The organism is Endoryza foliicola (assembly GCF_050589245.1).
GTDB classification, from domain to species: Bacteria; Bacteroidota; Bacteroidia; order Chitinophagales; family Chitinophagaceae; genus Endoryza; species Endoryza foliicola.
Window position 1 is genome coordinate 68,792 of sequence record NZ_JBOBEW010000003.1, and the last position, 16,509, is coordinate 85,300.

At 40.5% G+C, this 16,509-nt stretch carries 12 protein-coding genes; 9 read left to right on the forward strand and 3 right to left on the reverse strand.

Annotated features, from left to right (window positions below; translation table 11 throughout):
* Position 1 precedes the first annotated feature (1 nt).
* From ACQ2HE_RS07610 to ACQ2HE_RS07630, 5 genes are all read left to right on the forward strand, one after another.
* Positions 2-166, forward strand: a complete 165-nt coding sequence (locus ACQ2HE_RS07610) for a DUF2256 domain-containing protein (RefSeq protein ID WP_430898941.1) — start codon at positions 2-4, stop codon at positions 164-166.
* A 253-nt stretch (positions 167-419) separates the two neighbouring features.
* Positions 420-647: a hypothetical protein gene (locus ACQ2HE_RS07615; protein WP_430898939.1), complete on the forward strand. Its 228-nt coding sequence runs from the start codon at positions 420-422 to the stop codon at positions 645-647.
* Between the two features lie 429 nt (positions 648-1,076).
* Positions 1,077-3,566 (forward strand): ligase-associated DNA damage response DEXH box helicase, encoded by a 2,490-nt coding sequence (locus ACQ2HE_RS07620; protein ID WP_430898937.1) that lies wholly within the window; start codon positions 1,077-1,079, stop codon positions 3,564-3,566.
* A gap of 50 nt (positions 3,567-3,616) precedes the next feature.
* Positions 3,617-4,267, forward strand: coding sequence for a ligase-associated DNA damage response endonuclease PdeM (gene pdeM / locus ACQ2HE_RS07625; protein ID WP_430898935.1), 651 nt, complete (start codon positions 3,617-3,619; stop codon positions 4,265-4,267).
* Positions 4,264-5,181 (forward strand): histone deacetylase family protein, encoded by a 918-nt coding sequence (locus ACQ2HE_RS07630; RefSeq protein WP_430898933.1) that lies wholly within the window; start codon positions 4,264-4,266, stop codon positions 5,179-5,181. The genes pdeM and ACQ2HE_RS07630 overlap by 4 nt, the downstream gene beginning before the upstream one ends.
* 82 nt (positions 5,182-5,263) lie before the next feature.
* On the opposite strand, the gene ACQ2HE_RS07635 is transcribed toward ACQ2HE_RS07630, so the two are convergent.
* Together ACQ2HE_RS07635 and ACQ2HE_RS07640 are read right to left on the reverse strand one after the other, a co-directional pair.
* Positions 5,264-5,902, reverse strand: coding sequence for a response regulator (locus ACQ2HE_RS07635; protein WP_430898931.1), 639 nt, complete (start codon positions 5,900-5,902; stop codon positions 5,264-5,266).
* Positions 5,895-7,910 carry a tetratricopeptide repeat-containing sensor histidine kinase gene (locus tag ACQ2HE_RS07640; protein ID WP_430898929.1) on the reverse strand — a complete coding sequence of 672 codons (2,016 nt, stop codon included), beginning with the start codon at positions 7,908-7,910 and terminating at the stop codon, positions 5,895-5,897. Before ACQ2HE_RS07640 ends, ACQ2HE_RS07635 begins: the two co-directional genes overlap by 8 nt.
* Positions 7,911-8,138: 228 nt before the next feature.
* On the opposite strand from ACQ2HE_RS07640, the gene ACQ2HE_RS07645 reads away from it, so the two are divergent.
* Genes ACQ2HE_RS07645 through ACQ2HE_RS07660 form a run of 4 tightly spaced genes read left to right on the forward strand, consistent with a single transcriptional unit; the run spans position 8,139 to position 13,991 of the window.
* Entirely contained in the window at positions 8,139-9,620 is a 1,482-nt protein-coding gene (locus tag ACQ2HE_RS07645; protein ID WP_430898927.1) for a lipase family protein, read from the forward strand.
* Positions 9,621-9,630: 10 nt separating this feature from the next.
* Positions 9,631-10,854 carry a hypothetical protein gene (locus ACQ2HE_RS07650; RefSeq protein WP_430898925.1) on the forward strand — a complete coding sequence of 408 codons (1,224 nt, stop codon included), beginning with the start codon at positions 9,631-9,633 and terminating at the stop codon, positions 10,852-10,854.
* A gap of 25 nt (positions 10,855-10,879) precedes the next feature.
* Positions 10,880-12,316, forward strand: a complete 1,437-nt coding sequence (locus ACQ2HE_RS07655; RefSeq protein ID WP_430898923.1) for a hypothetical protein — start codon at positions 10,880-10,882, stop codon at positions 12,314-12,316.
* A gap of 1 nt (position 12,317) precedes the next feature.
* A complete protein-coding gene (locus ACQ2HE_RS07660) occupies positions 12,318-13,991 on the forward strand; it encodes a hypothetical protein (protein WP_430898921.1) in 1,674 nt (557 codons plus the stop codon).
* Here ACQ2HE_RS07660 and ACQ2HE_RS07665 read toward each other — a convergent pair.
* Positions 13,988-16,492 carry a DUF5916 domain-containing protein gene (locus ACQ2HE_RS07665; protein ID WP_430898919.1) on the reverse strand — a complete coding sequence of 835 codons (2,505 nt, stop codon included), beginning with the start codon at positions 16,490-16,492 and terminating at the stop codon, positions 13,988-13,990. The genes ACQ2HE_RS07660 and ACQ2HE_RS07665 overlap by 4 nt on opposite strands.
* Between the last annotated feature and the right edge of the window lie 17 nt (positions 16,493-16,509).

Below are 16,509 nucleotides of genomic sequence, written 5' to 3' on the forward strand. Positions count from 1 at the left end.
TATGTCGAAGGGCAACAAATCATACCTCCCGCAAAAGCCTTGCGAAGTCTGTGGCAGACCAATGACCTGGCGCAAGAAATGGGAAAAGAACTGGGAGCAAGTAAAATACTGCAGCGATCGCTGTAGAAAGAACGCGGGCTCGAAATCGTCTGCAAGTACCAAATAACTTACTCTAACGGCTTGTGCTATTGGCTAATCAACAAAAACTGATGGTATCAAAAAGCAAGCTTCCTTTTTTCTACATCTGTTCCGTTGCATACTTCTTATCTATTTAAAATGATTTCATTTTTTAAGTACCATTGGTCCATATCAGCCGAAAACGATGTCCGAAGCCATTTCGAGCATGCTTCGAAAGGCCGAAGGCCTGAAGATGGATGCGAGAAATCTGGGTTGTTATTAAAAAAATCCCGTCATCCCGAATGAGCGAGGCTGCGAAGCAGACGCAGCGAGAGAGGGACCTCCAGACGCGTTGTTATGGAAGAGGCGGTTCTGAAAGAGATTTTTTCATTAAACTGGTTGGTAAGTTTTTTAGTGATTTAGTTGTTGAGTTTGGCATTACAAAAGATACCGGTTTGAATTTGTTCTTTTGCGCATTCTTGCGTGAACATGAGCGCCATGAGTCAATGGGGAAGCAACTTAATAACTAAATTATTCAATTACTTGGCGCTTAACAGCATGTAGCATCATTGCTTCGAAATCCGATTCTTTCTGCAAAACCCATTCTGAGGTTCCTCTCTCCTTCGTTTGCTTTGCAAACTCAGTCGTTCGGAATGACACCGCATTTTTTTATTAAACATTCGATATTTTTCGTGGCCCCACGTCGGCCCTTCGTTAATCCCTTCGGGATACTCAGGGACCTCGTGGGAACCACTCAAAATATCGGTCGGAGGAGTCGCATGGATAGAAGAGTACACTCTTATAAAGCGTCATCGCTCATTAACTAGTATGTCATGAAATGTTTGAGCCCCTTTGTTTCAATAGCACAACACGTTAACTCTATTTTCTTCTTTTCAATTAAGAAAGAATCTCACGAAGGCTTCTACTGCCATCAAAAAGCTTTAGTAAATTGCTGATCCATGTCGATTCTTCACCAAACTCCCGGTTATAAAGTCATACAGTCTCGAATGAAGGAGGTTGGCTTTCAGCCATTCCTTTTCCAAGAGCAAAGTTGGGAGGCGATTGTTTCCGGAAAAAGTGGTTTGGTAAATGCCCCCACCGGATGTGGTAAAACCTTTGCGGTATTCATGGGAGCATTGATTCAATTCATCAACGAACATCCAACACAGTATCAAACGAAGGCAAAAAACGGCTTACAACTTTTATGGATCACACCCCTGCGTGCTTTGGCAAAAGATATTGGGAGGGCTATGGAAGAAGTGATTGCGGGCCTGGGAATGCAATGGCAGGTTGGAATCCGAAATGGCGATACTGAATTAAAAGAAAGAGCCAAACAGAAGCGGCAAATGCCGGAAGTATTGATCATCACTCCTGAAAGCTTGCATTTGTTTCTCGGGCAAAAAGAATACACCAAGGTGGCCTCCTCTATTCGAATTATTGCAGTAGACGAATGGCATGAATTGCTTGGAAGTAAGAGAGGCGTTCAGGTAGAATTGGCGTTGTCGCGCCTCGCAGGCATTCGGAAAAACGGGCCACTATCATGTAGTATTTGGGGCATCAGTGCTACAATAGGAAACATGGATGAGGCCTTAGAAACCTTAATGACACCCTTTCAAACCAATGGGGTGATCATCAAGGCGGCTTTAAGAAAAGAAGTAGCCGTGGATTCTATCTTCCCCGATGAAATTGAAAAATATCCCTGGGCAGGACACTTGGGATTGAAACTCGTAGATAAAGTATTGCCCATTCTTGAAGAAAGCAAAACCACCCTCATATTCATCAATACCCGTGGCATGAGTGAGCTTTGGTATCAGGCATTGTTAACTGCTAACCCCGATTTGGCGGGAGCCATTGCCCTACATCACGGATCGATTGATAAAGAACTTCGCGACTGGGTGGAAGAAAACCTTCATACCGGATCACTAAAAGCCGTTGTTTGTACAGCTTCCCTCGATTTGGGAGTTGACTTCCGACCGGTTGAAACGGTAATACAAGTAGGCTCGCCAAAGGGAGTCGCTCGATTTCTACAACGTGCAGGAAGAAGCGGACACCGTCCCGACGAAGTCAGCAAAATCTATTTTCTCCCTACCCACTCTCTCGAACTAATGGAAGCTGCTGCTTTGAAATCGGCCATCGACGAATCGATGATTGAAAGCAAGCCCCCCTTGCTACTTTGCTTTGATGCTTTGATACAATATTGCTGTACGCTTAGTTTAGGAGAAGGCTTTATTCCCGATCAAACCTTTGAAGAAATCAAAAACACAGTTTGCTTTAGAGACATTACTCTTGATGAATGGCAACAAGTATTGCAACATATTGTAGATGGCGGAAATGCCCTTCAACAATACGATGAATACAAAAAAGTAATTTGGACCGGCGATCGCTATATGATTGCCAACAGGAAAATTGCCATGCGTCACCGCTTGCACATTGGTACCATTGTAAGCGATGCCATGCTAAAAGTGAAACTATTCTCCGGTGGATTTATCGGAGTAATTGAAGAATATTTTATCTCAAGATTGGAACCGGGTGATGTATTCACCTTGGCCGGGAGAACCTTAGAATTGGTAATGATCAAAGATATGACGGTGTTGGTGAAAAAATCAACTGCCAAAAAATCGCAAGTGCCAAGTTGGGTAGGCGGTAGAATGCCGCTGACAGCCAATATGGGTAAGAAACTGCGCGAGCAACTTAGTATTTGTGCAACTGCTTGTGAAACACCCGATGGATTTAAACCGTTGTCCAAAGAATTGCAAGCATTAGAGCCCTTGCTTCGATTGCAACAAGAACGAAGCATTGTTCCGAAAGCCAATGAATTATTGATCGAACAAATTGCCACCAAAGACGGCTACCATTTATTCGTTTTCCCTTTTGAAGGACGATTGGTGCACGAAGCCATGGCCGCAATTCTTGCCTATCGCATCAGTAAAATTCACCCCATCACTTTTTCGTTCGTAATGAATGATTACGGATTTGAATTACTCAGCGATCAGCCCATTCCAATAGACGACACCAATGTATACGAACTTTTTTCACCGGAAAACTTACTTGCGGATATACAAAGAAGTGTCAACTCTACTGAAATGGCAAAGCGTAAATTCAGAGATATTGCGGTGATTGGTGGACTCATTTTTCAAGGCTACCCGGGTGAGCACAAAAAAGCGCGGCATTTGCAAGCCTCAGCCTCACTCATTTTCAAAGTATTCAATGACTATGATTCTAATAATCTCTTATTGAGGCAGGCCTACCAAGAAGTATTCGATCAACAAATGGAGGAAGTACGTTTAAGAGATATGTTGCACCGCATTCAAAACGGAACCATCGTACTAACCTTTCCGGAACGATTGACCCCGTTCTGCTTCCCAATAAAAGTAGACAGTTTGAGAGAAGACCTGTCGAGCGAAAAGCTGGAAGACAGAGTGAAAAAATTGATCCTCCAAAATAGTTAATAAGCGGTCTTCTCCTTCAATGAGATGCACCGAGTTTTGTAAATTTGCGTATGAATCAGCCTTACCCGATTTCCATTCGGCAGCAGCAGCTTTGGTTAAGTGCAGAGAGAGCCATTTTCTGGGAACAGGAACAAGCGCTCTTGCTTTCTGATTTGCATTTGGGTAAGTCGGGGCATTTCCGGAAATCAGGAATTCCCATGCCACAAGAACTGATCAAAAACGACCTGCATCGTTTAGTGACACTCATTCAATTTTTTAAGCCTAGAAAACTATTGATCGTTGGTGACTTGTTCCACAGTCACTACAACTTAGAATGGGATTGGTTTCATAAATGGGTGAAAGACTTAGGCACTTTAGATTGGAAACTAATTAGAGGGAATCATGATATTCTGGAAGACAAGCACTATGAAGAAGCCGGCATTGAAGTAATTCATGGTTCTTATGAACTGGGGCCCTTCCAATTTACGCACGAAGCAGAAGAGCCAATTACAGATCGATATTTATTCAGCGGTCATATTCATCCGGGTGTATTATTAAAAGGGTTGGGCAAACAAAGTTTGCGGTTCCCTTGTTTTCACTTCGGAAAAGACATGGCAGTTTTGCCTGCATTTGGAGCCTTTACAGGCTCGGTTGCATTGGAAGCTTCCAAAACCGACAAAGTAATTGCAATTGTAGAAAAATCCTTGATTCCGGTACAATGAGTGAATCTCCTCAATTATACATAGCATTCGATCCAATTTATGCTCATCCTTTACCGGAAGGGCATCGATTCCCTATGATCAAATACGAACTCATTCCTGAACAATTGCTATATGAAGGAAGTATAAAAGAGTCGAATTTATTCAAACCAAATGTTTGCCTCGATGAAACAGTTCTACTAACTCATGATCCATTGTACTTAGCAAAACTGAAAGATCAAACTTTGTCGGCTAAAGAACAACGTCATATTGGCTTTCCGCAATCACCCGCTTTAACAGCGCGAGAATTAATGATTACGCAAGGCAGCATCGACTGTTGTTTTTATGCTATGAAATACGGTGTTGCAATGAATATAGCCGGTGGAACGCATCATGCTTTTTTTGATCGTGGAGAAGGATTCTGCTTGCTTAACGATTTTGCAGTGGCCGCAAATTACTTGTTGAAACATCAAAAGGCAAAGAAAATTGTGATCATTGATCTGGATGTACATCAGGGAAACGGTACAGCCAGTTTGTTTGAAAAACAACCAAATGTTTACACGTTCAGCATGCACGGCGCTCATAACTATCCCTTTCACAAAGAGAAAAGTGACCGCGATGTGCCTTTAAACGATGGCATTGGTGATGCTGAATATTTATCTCTATTGGCTTACCACTTATCGGAAATACTTGAAAAAGAACAACCCGATTTTGCCTTCTATCTTTCAGGAGTAGATATTCTTTCGACAGATAAATTCGGAAAGCTCAATGTATCCATGGAAGGTTGCAAAGCACGTGATGAATATGTATTCAATTCTTTGAAAAAGAAAAACATTCCCTGCACGGTTGCAATGGGCGGCGGCTATTCCCCCAATGTAAAAGACATTGTAGAAGCGCATTGTAATACGTATAGAGCGGCGTTGGATATTTATTTTTAGCGCAATTAATTTCCGTGACTCACTACGTTGTTAATCGAAATTCAAAAAACAATGTCCAACTTCATTTCCAATCACTACAATATTAAGTAAGGAGCAATTTCAAATCTCTTGCTTTCTTTAAGAGGGCTTGTGTGGAGCTTACCGAGAACTTTTGCAACATATTCTTTCGGTGAGTTTCAATGGTATAAGTACTCAAAAAGAGGTGTTCTGCAATTTGAGGCCCGTTCATACCCTCGTTCAACAGGGCTAAGATTTCCTTCTCTCTCCTCGTGAGTACCGGAACCGATTTCAATGCATTGTTTACCGAAGCGAAATGCCTGATCATGTTCTCATTCGCAATTTTGCTCAGAAATGTTTTATTGTCTAGAACGGAATCGATGGCTTGAATAAATTCTTCTTTGGATATATTTTTCAATAAAAACCCGTTAGCACCCTTTTGCAAAAACTGAGTAATAATGGAAGCTTCTTCAATAGAAGTGAGTACAATGATTTTTGTTTCAGGATAATTACCACGAATGATCTCACACAATTGCAATCCATCAATATCCGGTAAGTTTACATCTAACAAAATGATTTCCGGACAACTTTCTTCTAAAAACTGCAGTGCTTCTTTTGCATTTTGCAAATGAGCAACAATAGATAAATGTGATTCAGACTTAATCATCATCTCAATTCCTCCCGCTACAAGCGGATGGTCGTCTATAATTACAATTCTAATCATTCTTATACAATGACGCGTTAGGAATTTCAATAAAAATGCTGGTACCCACACCTAATACAGACTCTATGGTATATTTGCCTTTCAAATAACTGACTCTGTTTTGAATAGTTGTTAACCCTGCATGTGGTTCGCTCATGGTATGGTTGAGATCAAAACCCTTCCCATTATCTTCAACGGTAATTGTGAGCATTTGATCGTTCTGATTCAATTGCACTACCACTTCCGTAGCTTCCGCATGTTTTTGTACATTGTTCAGAAGCTCCTGGAGAATGCGATAAATTGTAGTTTCAGCATTGGAATGAAAACGTTCTTTGGAGGTATAATCTTGCAACAATACTTTCAAACTACCCCCATGTGTAATGGAATTGGCCAATTCCAAGATTGCTTGCGACAATCCCATACGTGTAAGTACTTCGGGCATCAAATTAAAAGCCACTCTTCTCAACTCCTCATTAGCATCGTCTACCATTTTAATACTCTTGTTAAATAATGGCTGTTCTTTTAACTCCTGACTCTGTTCGCGAATGGTACTAAAGTACATTTTAATCGTACTGAATATACCGCCCAAGCCATCATGCAAATCACGTGCGATGCGAGCTCGTTCAGCCTCTTGCCCTTCTATCATACTTTTCATGGCAACCATTTGCTGCTGTCCCTCCAAGAAAACAATCTTTTCTTCTTTCAACTTCGTCTCCTTTTCTGCTAGCAAAGCCTTGTGTTTATACCTACTGAAAAAATAGAAAAGAATCGCTAGAAGTATGATTCCTATAACCGCACCAATGCTAATTGTAAAATAATTACGATTGATTTCAGCTTGTCGCTTTAGATTTGTAATTGTAAGCTGTGCAATTTCTTGCCTGTTCTTTTCAAATTCATATTTAGATTCTAAAGAAAGAATCTCCTTCCTTGTTTGCTCATTGGAAGAGCTATCACTGTAGACTTTGAAAAGCGTTGCATATTCATAGGCATTTCGATAGTCGCCCTCTAGTTTGTAGACATTGGAAAGCACATTGAAAGAATTGGCAAGAATAGATATCTGACCGTGTTTTCTTGCACCTTCAATAGCCATCATTGCGTATTTCTTAGTAGAATTGAAATCACGTAAATCGAAATATAAATTGGTAAGATTATCGTACACTTCCACTAGCAAATAATAGTTTTTTGCTTCATTGGCGTCTACTACTGCTTTTTCATAGGCAGCCTTAGCTTTACTATAGTCCCCCCTTTTGTAATAAAAATAGCCTTCAGTATTGTGTATTAAATTCCCTAAAACCGGGTTTTTCAAGCCACTGTATAATTGACTGGCAATATCGAGGTACTTCTTAGAAGAGTCGAAATTTTGGAGAGAAATATACCCATCCGAAACGTTCAAAGCGGCCAAAATATGATAGCGCTTTTCATCAGCAAACCCTTTATAGTTTAAAACTAGTTTATTGTATGCGATCCCCTTTTCATATTGCTTTTGCACAATTAAGCACCTTCCCATTCCGGAATACACTTTGGGATAATACCCATTTAAAGCCGGAGCCACTTTGTTAATAATGGCCAATGCCTCAACATAATAATTAACCGCCTTTTCGTAGTCGGTTCGATAATCACTCATCAAGGCTTTTGCGATGATAGATAACACTACTACCTCGTTGTTACCTTCTTTTGTAGCAAGAGCGATGGATGTATCAAGGTATTGGGTGGCAGAATCATATTTTACCAAATTCGTTGCGCTCATTCCAGCATTGTAGTATAGTCGTGGGAGTTGACCGTTAATCTCTTTTCCCCGAAAATAGCGAATGGCAGATTGGGCTGTACGCAATGCATCTTCATACTGCCCGGCATTGAACTGATACCTACTGAATGCTAAAAAAGAATTCATCTTAACCGTATCGTGAGATGGCTTCTTTAATTCAATTAAAAAACTATCGATTACTTGATCATGGAAATTATACTGCTGCGCATATACGCTAAGCGCAGTACTCGTAAGTAAAAGTAATATCAATAGCCGCATTCTCATTGAGCGTAAAATAATCATTCTTCCGCAAACAGAACTACCTGAATTCAGGTAGTACCGAACTACCCAAATTCGTGTATTATTCCAAAACCTATGAAACAAAAATCGCTGAAACTATTGCTCAGACAGACTCATACCTGACAGCAGGTAGAACGAATTAAGAAAATCTACATCCTTTTGGTGAAATATTTAAGCTGCATTGATTCCGAGCTTTATTAAAATTTATTCACCATGAAACATCTTACTTTCATTCAACTATTATTCTTTGTCTTTGCGACAACGGCCATCAGTAAAGCTCAAACCAGCAATACAACTACCACTACAACCAAATTTGCTATCCCTAACCGAGAAGTAAATTGCTTTAAAAATTTCAATGTTGATCAAGGTGGGGGCATAGATAAAATCAATGCATACCTTCTTTCTAGGCTCGCTGAATTAATGTATACAGAACGACTAGACTTTGATTTGAAAAGACTGAAGAACCCAACTACTTTCCCACCTAGTGGCTTCAAATCAACCAGCCTCAACTCAAGTTCAAACCTTAATTTCGAAAACGACTATCGCGATCGATTTGAGCATTGGTTTTACGACCTGAATGCAGCGCCTCAAAATCCCACTTTGAAAATTGAAACTCCGGTTCTTTCAAATACTCCAAATGTAACAGCGCCTATCGCAGTAAACAAATCATCGCTGCCAGCGGCCCCCGCAGTAGGTACAGCTGTTACAGTGTCACCTTCAACACAATACCAGCTAGATTCCATTGCTTTCGAGAAAACAAAACCAAAATTCAGATTCTTGAACAAAAGACAAAATTTTGTAGCCCTTCCTAATGGAGTCGGGCTTCCTGGATACGATCCAGAAGTAATGATCATTTCAAAAGAAACATATATTATAATTGTGTGGAGGGGCACCGATGATGTTTATCCTAATGATGTCGCCGAATGGTACGGAACCGACTTCCAAGTTCAAGCAGCATCGGGTGATGGTCCCTTAGCCAATGTAAAAATGCACTCGGGTATGTGGAACTGCTTTAAAATTGTCAGAAATGCGATCATACGAACATTGAATGAGTTTGAAGCTAAAACTAAAAACAAGAAAATTTTTGTTACAGGACACTCTCTCGGTGGTGGAGAAGCAATCATTTCAGCAACCTATCTTCAAGCAATTGGCTATAATATTGGACATGTCTACTCTTTTGCCGGTCCAAAAATTCTTGGAGATGCCAGTTTTAAAACCATCTCCAACGGTCTACTAAATAACAAAATTGAACGTTTTGAATATGGTTTAGACTTTGTTCCAAAACTGAACATCACTATCCCCTTAGTAACCAACTATGTTGATGCCCCGGGTAATAGACATTGGCTCAACCATGCAGGCGATAATGATTTCTTGAATACTCCCGAACGGAAATTTCCCCTAACGCTGAATCCATTTGAATATAATAATCTAAGTGCCCTTGAAATTAATAGAGATAACGGCGACTTTGGAACCATTCCAGTACTATTAGCATATATGGCTCTTACTTTAGTAGATCCAGGTGTTGCCGCACCAAAAGATATCAGAGGCTTTCCACTAGTAAATGCAGGACACCACAATCCTCAATTTTATATCAAAAAAATGTGGAACCTTTTAGGGGCTTCAATGAAAGCTAAAGTTCCTGCATTTGACGATCCATTTCCATATCTCTATCCAGCGGTTGTTGGTAACAAATAAAACAAACACCATGTTTTACATAAAAAAAATACTTGCGCTACTCTTTACCATCATATTTGTAGAGTGTAGTGCTCAAACAGAAGAAAAAGCCGGTAAACTCAGTCCAAAAGAATTCTCGATACCTCCCTCTCCTGTTTTCGATTTGATGGGCGTTACTCCATCTCAGATCAACAAAACTTCAGATATAAAGGACTTTAAAGTGGATTGGTCATTCAAGTCGTGGCGCTTAAACCCCAACATTGCTATACAAAGCCAACCATTTTGGGAACTTCTCTACAATCGAAAGAGTCTAAAAAAATACCAGCAGGCAAATCCTTTCATGAGAAAACTGGCTTCTATTGATGTTTCTGCAGGAACCGTTCAAACAGATGAGAACGATCGTAGAATTGGATTCGCTACCAAAATTAATTTGATCAAACGAAAAGATCCTTTATTAGCAAAAGACTTGTATGCCGATATCGATCCTCAATTCGACGAGGAGAAAAAGCAATTAGAAACAGATCTGAAGGAATTAAAACTAAAGCTGGACACTACTAGTAACATTCTAGAAAAGCCCGGACTTCGAGATCAAATTCGCCAAAAACAGGATGCACTGGTAACCATCAACAGCCGTCGCATTGCTGCTATCAATGAAAGAGCTGCCATCTTCATTTCAGAAAACTGGAACAGTGCTTCTCTCGACTTTGCCTTCGGAAGAGTGTATACCTATCAAAGCGACAGCGCCGGTTCCTTAAAAAAGCTGCGCCTAAATCGAAATACAGGATGGGGCATCTGGTTAAATGGGGGACTTCCTATTGGCAAGCGACTCATGTTATCGGGCCTCATTAGAACCACTTGGTATGAAGAAGAATTGAACTTTCTTTTAAGAAACATCAATACAGGAGTAGAGCAAGAACAAGCTGCGGTTGCCGAGAACACCATTTACTCCATGGGGTTGAATCTGAGGTATGGAAGTCCCATCTATAGCTTCTTTGTTGAATTCTTATACGAACGCAAGGCCTTGAAAACGCCGGAAGAAGCTTTAAAAGAAACCTTTCAAGAACCGGCCAATACCCAGATCGTTTCGAATACCGTAAAGTGGACAGTTGTGAATCCGAATTCGCTCAGCTTCGGTGGCGACTGGCGGGTAGGCAAAAATGTGATCCTCAACTACGGCATGCGTTGGATACTCGACTCAAATTTAAAATCAAAAGCCTTCGTTCCCATTGCAGGTATCTCCTGCATGATGCGATAATCACCATCACATAAAACAAAAAATCATGAACAAAAGAACCCTTGCTATCTGCCTGGCAGTTAGCACCAGCCTCCCTTTGTCGCTCTTGGCGCAAAGAAAATTATTGGGCCAAACCGCCCTTACAACGTCGAACTTAAGTGCCAAGCCATTTACACCGTATAGCCTAACCAGCTTTGCTAGTGGCACTAAAGCAAAAGACAGCATCGTAAAACTTCCCAACAAAAAAAGCTTAAAGCTGTCTGAGTACCTAGCAGCTATTAACTACTTAGAAGGAAATTTATCAAAAATGGGGTACGCACAAAACAGAACTGAAAAAACAGTTATTGTTGCGCGTTTGAACCTGCTTCCTACTACGGCTTTGGCAGCCGCTTCTACAAAATCTACAACAGTACAAACGGCACCCATGACAGCCGCTGTCAAAAATAGATTTGCCATCAATGCTCGATTGGCTCCCCAAACGACCAAACCGAGTTTCACTACCGTTCTCAAGCAAGCGGAAATAGATGCCATGCCGAATGAGTCCATCGATCGAAACATAGAATTCAATCCGCCACAGTTCAGCGTGGGTGGGTACAAAACCAATTTAAGCGGTAGCGTATACTTAAAAGGAACCGTAGACCCCTTTTCACTCAACAGTAGCCAGAAGAATGCGGCGGGCTTGCTCAATGAAATCAAAAACACCGGTAATGAATTCACCGCGGGTTTGAACATGACGGTAAATGCACAAGTTCCTGAAATTGGCGAGTTGGTAGTTTATAAACTAGAATCCGAATTCACGGCCCGCTCCAATGCTTCAAAAAAGCACTCCAGCAAAGCCAAACTCACCATTCTTCAACAAGTACTCATCAATGAAAATCAAGCAAACATTTCAACCGAGGCTTATAATTTCCGTCAAAACCGATTGTACAATGTTTCAAAACTCATTGGTGCGGCAGACATCTACACTTATGGATTAAATGCTTTAATGCCGGTTGACTTTTATCTTTCAGCCATCGGAATTGGAGCAGAAGTAGATGTTCAATTGGATAGAACCGGCGTGAATGGTACTGTTGGACCGCGTTTAGCACAATCAGTGATCATGGAAACCTCTGCTACTGAAATGCTTGGACCTATTGGAGAAGGGATTTCTAATACAGTTGACGCAGGCGTTGCCGGTGAACTGAGGTTAATTGAGGGCGGGCTCGATTATGGATTCAGTCTTGGTCTCGGCTTCTCAGGCACAAAGCTGATCTTAAAGAATGATATGAGCGCTATTGCCGACCTTGAAATTCTTAGAGGCCGCATGTACACTTTTTATCAATATCCGGTATTTACCTGCAATAACATCATCTTTCAAGGTTTAGACTTGAGTTGTTGGGAACAACGCAGAGTTGAAACTGATGTTTTTAGAACCAATGCACTGCTTTCATTTAAGAAAACTCTGGTAGACGACGACAAAACTGAACCCGTTAAATGGCAATAATATGAAAAAGCGACTGATACTTTACACAGCCCTCCTTCTTATAAGCTGTCAACTTTGCTTCTCTCAAACCTATTCGGTTCGTTTGGAAGAACTGGCTGCTGTAAAATATCAGTCGCTTTCCTCTCCCAACAATCAATCGATTCAACATTTCAATAAATCAACTTCAGGAAAGCTTTCCATCCTGAAAAAGAATTCCGACAGTACTTTTCTTAATTATCAACTCATTGAATCATTAGCAAACAACTATTCAGACAGTTTGATAAAAGGAAACTTACTAATTATTAGCTCAAAGAATAGTGTTCAAATCATCCATTCAAGCCGAGAGCAACTTCAGCAAAGTCTTTTGTTGATCGTTTCTCGTCTACTGCCACTAAATCCAGCTCTACCAAACACTATAAAAATACAGCAACAAGACGGCATTCTGGAACTAAGTGGAACCTACGATTCGCTCAAAAAAGAATTTAAATACTCAAGCGGGTCTATTCAAAATAACAATGCCACGAAAATTCGAGTAAACTTCCTCCAACTCAATTGGAGTATCAAGTTTGAAGGAGACGCGCTCAGTTCCTTTGTATCGAATGAAACCTTCGATCAATTCTTAGGAGCTAAACAGCTTGCTGCCGTACACAGAGAACTTTCAATAGACCAAATACAAGACACTGCTGAATTCCACAATGATCAAACTCCTTACACGATCATTCCCTTTAAAACCATCTCGGAAGAAGACCGGAGAATACTCATCAATCAATCTATTGCTAAAAATCTCGATTTAAACACTTTAATAAAAGAATTGTATCAAACCAATTTAAATAACAGTGAGCAGGCCTTTCGCCTAAAGTCGAAATGGAGAGCATTTCTTATTTTAAATCCTTCTCAAACAGGAATTGACTCAATCTACCACTCCAGCAAAACAGACCCGAGAAAAAGAACCGTACTCATCACGGCAATTTTAGAGGCCTCCACGGCTTTCAGTCGAAAATTTTTTCTAGCATCTTTGTACAATCCTGCTGCTTCATTTGACGAAAAAGAAGAATGGCTTACTACCTGCTCACAAGTAGCACAACCCGATTCCGTATTGATCACTGACTTGAAAAATGCAACGGCTCAGCTACCTCATGAACTCAAAAACACTTGCTGGCTTACCGTTTCCAACTTGATTCAGAAACTTTCATCGAAAAATAAGGAATGTTATCACTTCTTTGCAAAACAAGTAGCAAATGAACTATCAACAATCGATCGATTTCAAAAGGACACAGTAGCCTATATGCAAATCATGGGAAACATGGGCTATGTACAAGATTGGAAAATGTTTGAAGCCTTTTATGAATCTAACAAAGACGAAGCGATCTTTTGCCTAAGGCATTGCCAGCAAGATAGCAGCAATCAATTCCTCATCCGCTATATTGCAGACTCAAGTTGCAAAGATGAATTGATCGCAAGCTATTTTCAAAACCATGAAATCAGCCCTACAATTTATACATTGATTTATGATCGCATTACAACCCTAGATCATTTAAAGAACAGAGGCAGCATTAAATTATTGAACTTAATACTTGAAAAAAGATGGACTTCGCAATTGAATATTGAAATCCTCTTGAAACATAATTTTGAATTGAAAGAAAATGGAGAACTAATAACAGCCTACCTAAAAGGGTTATTTAATTACCGCAGTTAAAAAGGCTTTTTCTTACCTAACAGTCGCTGAGAATCTAGAAAGTAAATAAATCGTACGGTAATTTCATTTCCATGAGGTGTATTCCAAATTTCACCGGCATTCTGTGTGTATCCGGGGAACTGATTTTCATTGATAAAAAATTCGTAATCACGTGCTAACCAATTTTTCCATCCTACAATGAGTCGACTTCCCAATCTGAAATCCCATGTATAGAATACATCAAGATTAAACGCATTGTAGTTGTAATTGTAGTCAGAAGGATTGTAATCGAATCGTTCCGTCCAATAGCCATCAGGCTTCACATTGTAAAAGTTGGTATTCTTGATTCTGTTCCAGAAGTGACGGGCGCGAAAACTCAGGTTCATTCTTGACGTAAAGCTATAGGTTCCGGTTACCAATGCGGTTGCATCCAAGTATTTTCTTCTTGCCAAAATAGGTGCACTGTTAAATGGATCTCTTAAAAATGAATATCCGAATTGACCATGATCTTCTCTTTTCTGAAAACTGGCAGAAACCGTAAAGCGATCGCTGAATCGAAAGCGAGTTTCCAGCATGGCTGAATAAAAAGGGTCATTAGGGTTAGGACTCTCCGCAAAACCCAAGTCCCAACTTACGTACAATCGCTTTCTACTATCTGAACTTCCGGTAGCCCCAATAAAATAGTTTCGTGCTTTCTTCAGCTTCACACGAGGCGTAGCACGAATATCGGAGGGTGTTTGTAATTCAAAAAAATCATTGAACCAAAACGGCTGTACTTCGGTGCTCAAGGTTAAATCCCAGAAATTTTTAAACACTACAAAAGCACTCGCCACCACCGAGGTTTTCTGATATTCGAAGGGTTTGTACAAATAACTCTGTTCAATACTGAGTGAGTATGATTGATTAAGAAAGTACTTGTTGGCTTCGAAAATATTGTAGCTGCCTTTGAGTGTAGTAGCATTTTCGTTGGGAGCATATAAAAAACCAAGATCGTTAGGATCGTATTGAGCGCTTTCAATATTATTGGACAAACTGTACTGAAACTTGCCGCTTACTTTTCCTATTTCGATATAATTCTTGAAACCATCGTAGCCCCCATTCTCATCGAACACTTTGCTATAGCGGGGACTAAGTGTAATACCAAACTTATTGTTTTTATCATAGAAAGCCATGTCTACGCCGGTTACATTGGCGTCTCGCTGGTTTCCGTTTCGAATAACATTGGTATTGGTGAATGTGATATAAGAACGATTTTTCAGGGCTTGATCGAAAACAATTACATTATAATTAGTGAGTGGTTCGGTTAACACCGAGGTGTCTTTTCCGCTTGTATTGTTACGAAGCTTCGCATATACGGGCTGAGTTACAGCATTGAATATTCCGATACCCAAATTATTCTTGGTTCTTCCTGAAAATTTTAGGGCATTGTAAAGCTTCGTAACACTTGGGTTTTTAAGAATAGAATAACCTGAGAACGCACCTCCATTCACCGATTCATTTATTTCTTCAAACCGCGATGGCGTACTGCCAACCCTACGCGAATAAAACATTCCCGCTTTGTTGAAGAGTTCAGTTCCTTCGGTAAAGAAAGGTCGGTTCTCTCGAAATTGTATTTCATAAGGAGAAATATTGTTCACCACGTTATCGGATATCACCTGACCAAAATCGGGGATCAGTGTTGCATCCAATGTAAAACTTTCGCTGATTCCATATTTCACATCCATGCCTCCGCTCGATAAGCGTTCCGTTAATCTTCCATTTGAAATGGTAGGCGTTTCACGATAGCCCCCACTTACATAAGGTGAAAAACTCAAACGAGGAGGTGGTAAGATATTATCGAGTCCTTGAAGATCCCCAAATTGATTAGCGAATCCACTTTGGTTAGGATTGACGGGATTCCAAAAAGATGCTTCGTTGTAGCGTTTTGAAAATCGAAGAAATTGAATACCCCAATCTTGAATTCTGGATTTTGGAAAACGAATGGCAAAATAGGGGATGCGCATTTCAACTACCCAACCATCTGCTTTCATGCTTACTTTGCTATCCCAAACAGCGTCCCAACTTACATCGCCATAACTGCCATAAGTGGTTGCGTATTGAGGCGACACCCTTGTGTCGGTTTGAACGTTTCTGGCGCTTACTTGAAATTGAAAGGCGTTCTGCCGATCCTTGTAAGTATCAAGAAAAACGGAGAAATAATCTACATTGGCATTGCTTTGATCGTCGCGAAGCGTGAACTGGCGCCGAATCTCATTTGGATCGTCGTACAAATAGGCACCAATGTAGATAGAGTTGTTATCGTATATTACTTTTACAATGGTCTTTGAAGAGGCAGGTTTACCAAAAATGGGAGTATTGGTGATAAAGTCGGTGGCTATGGGAGCCGACTGCCACGCAGCATCGTCCAAGCTCCCGTCGATGATGGGAGCTTGAGAAGATTTGATCGCTTGAATTGTTTTGGGCTGTGTCCAGCCAAACAACGAAGAACCTAATAACAATATTAAAAAAGAAAGAAATCTCATGCAGTCTGGTATCAACA